Origin of the sequence: Nocardiopsis sp. TNDT3, assembly GCF_003427465.1 — a bacterium.
Taxonomy (GTDB): Bacteria; Actinomycetota; Actinomycetes; order Streptosporangiales; family Streptosporangiaceae; genus Nocardiopsis; species Nocardiopsis dassonvillei.
This window is the reverse complement of the sequence record NZ_QPFC01001209.1, coordinates 1-4,462: the sequence shown is the minus strand read 5'-3', so window position 1 is coordinate 4,462 and position 4,462 is coordinate 1. Positions and strand designations below refer to the sequence as shown.

Sequence of the window (4,462 nt, the reverse complement as noted above, 5' to 3'; positions counted from 1 at the left end):
GTCCGGGCCCCGCACCCCGGCGGGACCCGGACACGGCCCTACTCCACCCTCCAGGTGTCCCCGCTGGCCAGAAGGGCGGCCAGCTCGCCGGCGCCGCGCTCGGCCCGCGCGTCGGCCACCTGCTCGTTCACCAGCTCGTCGTAGGCCGGGCGGCGCACGTCCCGCAGCACCCCGATCGGCACGTGCTCGAACGCGGGCTGGTCCAGGCGCGACAGCGCGAACGCGTACCCCGGGTCCTCCCGGTGCGCGTCGTGCCGCAGCAGCCGGTCCTCTCCCACCGAGTCCACGTCCACGACCTCCAAGCCGCCGAACTCCCCGGCGACCACGCCCCGGTCCGGGCCCAGCCGCAGCGGCTCGCCGTGCTCCAGGCGCAGCAGCCGGACGTCCCGCGCCGCCGGGTCCTTCAGCGGCTCGAACGCGTCGTCGTTGAAGATCGGGCAGTTCTGGTAGATCTCCACGAACGACGCGCCGGGGTGGTCGGCCGCCGCCCGCAGCACCGACGTGAGGTGCTTGCGGTCGGAGTCGATCGTGCGGGCCACGAACGTGGCCTCCGCGCCCAGCGCCAGCGACAGCGGGTTGAACGGGTGGTCCAGCGACCCCACCGGCGAGGACTTGGTGATCTTGCCCGGCTCGGAGGTGGGGGAGTACTGACCCTTGGTCAGCCCGTAGATCCGGTTGTTGAACAACAGGATGTTGATGTTGACGTTGCGGCGCAGCGCGTGGACGAGGTGGTTGCCGCCGATGGACAACCCGTCGCCGTCACCGGTCACCACCCACACCGACAGGTCCGGGCGGCTGGTGGCCAGCCCGGTCGCGATCGCCGGGGCGCGCCCGTGGATCGAGTGCATGCCGTACGTGCTCAGGTAGTACGGGAATCGGGAGGAGCAGCCGATACCCGACACCATCACCACGTTCTCGCGCGGCACGCCCAGCTCGGGCAGGAAGGACTGGAAGGCGGCCAGGATCGCGTAGTCGCCGCAGCCCGGGCACCAGCGCACCTCCTGGTCGGACTTGAAGTCCTTCATCTTGTATGCGGTGTCGGTCCTGGGCACCAGGCGCAGCCCGCCCAGGGCCTCCGGGACCCCGTGGACGTGGCCGTTCGCGCCGGTACCCGTCACGTTCTCAGTCACGGTCGATGACCTCCTGAAGCACGCCCGCGAGCTCCTCGGCCTTGAAGGGCAGGCCGCGGACCTTGTTGTAGCCGATGACGTCGACCAGGTACCTGCCGCGCAGCAGCAGGGACAGCTGGCCCAGGTTGATCTCGGGGACCACCACCCGCTCGTACCGGTGGAGGACCGTGCCGAGGTTGGCCGGGAACGGGTTGAGGTGGCGCAGGTGCGCCTGCGCCACCCGGCCGCCCGCGCGGCGCACGCGGCGCACCGCCGCGGTGATCGACCCGTACGTGCCGCCCCAGCCCAGGACCAGCACGTCCGCCTCCCCGCCGGGGTCGTCCACCGCCAGCTCGGGGATGTCGCGGGCGATCGCGTCGATCTTGGCCTGGCGCGTGCGGACCATCAGGTCGTGGTTGGCGGGCGTGTACGAGATGTCGCCGCTCTGCGCGTGCTTCTCGATACCGCCGATCCGGTGCTCCAGCCCCGCCGTGCCCGGCACCGCCCACGGGCGGGCCAGCGTCTCCTCGTCGCGCAGGTAGGGCAGGAAGGTCCCGCCCGGCCCGTTGGGCCCGGTCGCGAAGGCCGGGTCGATCCGCGGCAGCTCCGAGACCTCCGGCAGCCGCCACGGCTCCGAACCGTTGGCCAGGTACCCGTCGGAGAGCACCACCACCGGCGTGCGGTAGCGCACCGCGATCCGCACGGCCTCCAGCGCGGCGTCGAAGCAGTCCGCGGGGGAGGCGGGCGCCACCACGGGCACCGGCGACTCGCCGTTGCGCCCGTACAGGGCCATGAGCAGGTCGGTCTGCTCGGTCTTGGTGGGCATGCCGGTGCTCGGACCGGCCCGCTGCACGTCCACGATGACCAGCGGCAACTCGGTCATCACCGCCAACCCCACCGTCTCCTGCTTGAGCACCATGCCCGGACCCGAGGTGGTGGTCACGCCCAGGGAGCCGCCGAAGGCCGCGCCCAGGGCGGCGCCCACACCGGAGATCTCGTCCTCGGCCTGGAACGTGCGCACACCGAACCGCTTGTGCCGGGACAGCTCGTGCAGGATGTCCGAGGCCGGGGTGATCGGGTACGAGCCCAGGAACAGGGGCAGCCCCGACCGCTCGGACCCGGCGATCAGCCCGTAGGCGGTGGCCAGGTTGCCGGTGATGTTGCGGTAGGTGCCCGCCGGGAGCCGCGCGGGCTTGATCTCGTAGGAGACCGCGAAGTCCTCGGTGGTCTCGCCGAAGTTCCACCCCGCCTGGAACGCGGTCAGGTTCGCGGCCAGGATGTCGGGCTTGGCGGCGAACTTCGACTTCAGGAACGAGGTCGTCCCCTCCGTCGGGCGGTTGTACATCCACGACAGCAGGCCCAGGGCGAACATGTTCTTGGCCCGCTGCGCGTCCTTCTTGGAGATGTCGGCGCCGGACAATGCCTCCACCGTCATGGACGTCAGCGGCACCGCGCTCACCTTGAACGCGTCCAGCGTCCCGTCCGTCAGCGGGTCGGCCGTGTACCCGACCTTGGCCAGGCTGCGCTTGGTGAACTCGTCGGTGTTGACGATCACGGTGGCGCCCCGGGGCAGGTCGCCCAGGTTGGCCTTGAGGGCCGCGGGGTTCATCGCGACCAGCACGTCCGGGGCGTCCCCCGGGGTCATGATGTCGTGGTCGGCGAAGTGCAGCTGGAAGCTGGACACCCCGGGCAGGGTTCCGGCGGGAGCGCGGATCTCGGCGGGGAAGTTCGGCAGGGTGGACAGGTCGTTGCCGAACGACGCCGTCTCCTGCGTGAAGCGGTCACCGGTCAGCTGCATGCCGTCGCCGGAGTCCCCGGCGAAGCGGATGATGACGCGGTCGAGCTGTTCGATCTGTTTGGCCACTGAGATCGACGACCTCCTTGGTGAGCCGCCGGTCGTGACGGGCGGCGGCGCTCGGGTGTCGCCCCCGACCGGACCGCACCGTCGCGGGCCGGGTGCCTGGTTCGGGGACGTGGGGACAGCGTTCGCGGCCCTCGCGAGCGCCGGATGCGCCAACCCGGTCTCGCGCGGTGCGGCCGCGCCGCGACGGCCGGGCCGTGAAGGGGCCAGCCTTCAACGACACGGCCGCCCGCGCACCGGACCGAGGGGCTGGAGTCCCGACGGCCTGGTACACGCAGTGATGAGGGCCACGTTCGCACTATAAGACGTCGGGTGTGCCGGGACCGCGCGCGGGTGGCCATTCTCACACGGAGGGGATCCGGAGGGGTGCGGCTGTGGACGAAGGTGCGGGTGGTGCGGGGGAGGTGGCAGATGAGAGGGAGATCAGTGATGCCTCGGACGTTGGTCCCGTAACGGGAACGCGGAGCGGCGACCCGCACGTTTGCCACCATGTACGCATTCATCGTCGGCTGAGCGAGGAGGTGGTGGCGTGTACGTCAGCGCGGCCCGCGCGGCCGGTCTGTTCGTCGGCGCCGCGGTGCTCGTCGTCCTGGTCGGCTGGCTGTGCGGAGCGGAGAAGGGCGCCCAGTTCTCCGTGGCCCTGGTGCTGTGCGCCGGCGTCCTGGTCTACCTCTTCGGGGAGTCCCTGGCGTTGCGCGCGATGCGCGCGCGGCCGGTGAGCGAGATCGAGCGCCCCGAGCTGTACCGGATCGTCCGCGAGCTGGCCACGGCCGCCCGGCAGCCGATGCCCCGGCTCTATTTGTCGCCGGTGCGCTCGCCCAACGCCTTCGCCACCGGCAGCAGCCCGCGCCGCGCCTCCCTGTGCTGCACCACGGGGCTGCTGCGCACGCTGGACGAGCGCGAGCTGCGCGGCGTGATCGCCCACGAGCTGGCGCACATCCGCGCCAACGACACGCTGATCAGCTCGGTGGCCGCCACCCTGACCGCGGTGATCACGGCGACGACCGCCATCGCCCTCCTGGTCCCGCTGGGGGACTCCGAGGAGAGCGACATGCCCACCCTCCTGGGCGGCCTGATGACGGTCCTGCTGGCGCCGCTCGCGGCCATGGTCGTCTACTGCGGGGTGGGGAGACAGCGCGAGTTCCGGGCCGACGAGCAGGCCGCGCGGCTGACCGGCGACCCGCTGGCGCTGGCCGACGCCCTGCGCAAGCTGGAGGTGGGCGCGCGCCGGTACCCGCTGCCCCGGGAGCGCAGCCTGCTGGCCTCGGCGCACCTGATGACCACCAACCCGTTCCCGAGCGGCGTGGGCCGCCTGTTCGCCGCGCACCCGCCGACGGCGGAGCGCGTCCGGCGCCTACGGGAGCTGCGCCGCAGCTGGGACCTGGGCCGCTGAGGCGGTGCCGGCGGACCCGCGGGGCGGCTCCGCCGAGGCGGCCCGACCACGCCGGTGCGGTGGAACGGCGACGGCCGCCCTCCCCCTCGGGGACGGGCG

General features: G+C 72.4%; 3 protein-coding genes. 1 reads left to right on the top strand and 2 read right to left on the bottom strand.

From position 1 onward, the window contains the following. Positions 1-38: 38 nt before the first annotated feature. Both DQW06_RS25920 and DQW06_RS25915 read right to left on the bottom strand, forming a co-directional pair. Positions 39-1,130: a 2-oxoacid:ferredoxin oxidoreductase subunit beta gene (locus DQW06_RS25920; protein ID WP_013156076.1), complete on the bottom strand. Its 1,092-nt coding sequence runs from the start codon at positions 1,128-1,130 to the stop codon at positions 39-41. Next, a complete protein-coding gene (locus DQW06_RS25915; RefSeq protein WP_013156077.1) occupies positions 1,123-2,973 on the bottom strand; it encodes a 2-oxoacid:acceptor oxidoreductase subunit alpha in 1,851 nt (616 codons plus the stop codon). The genes DQW06_RS25920 and DQW06_RS25915 overlap by 8 nt, the downstream gene beginning before the upstream one ends. Before the next feature lie 526 nt (positions 2,974-3,499). Between DQW06_RS25915 and DQW06_RS25910 the strand changes: the two genes are divergently transcribed. Next, positions 3,500-4,363 carry a M48 family metalloprotease gene (locus DQW06_RS25910; protein WP_013156078.1) on the top strand — a complete coding sequence of 288 codons (864 nt, stop codon included), beginning with the start codon at positions 3,500-3,502 and terminating at the stop codon, positions 4,361-4,363. Positions 4,364-4,462 lie beyond the last annotated feature (99 nt).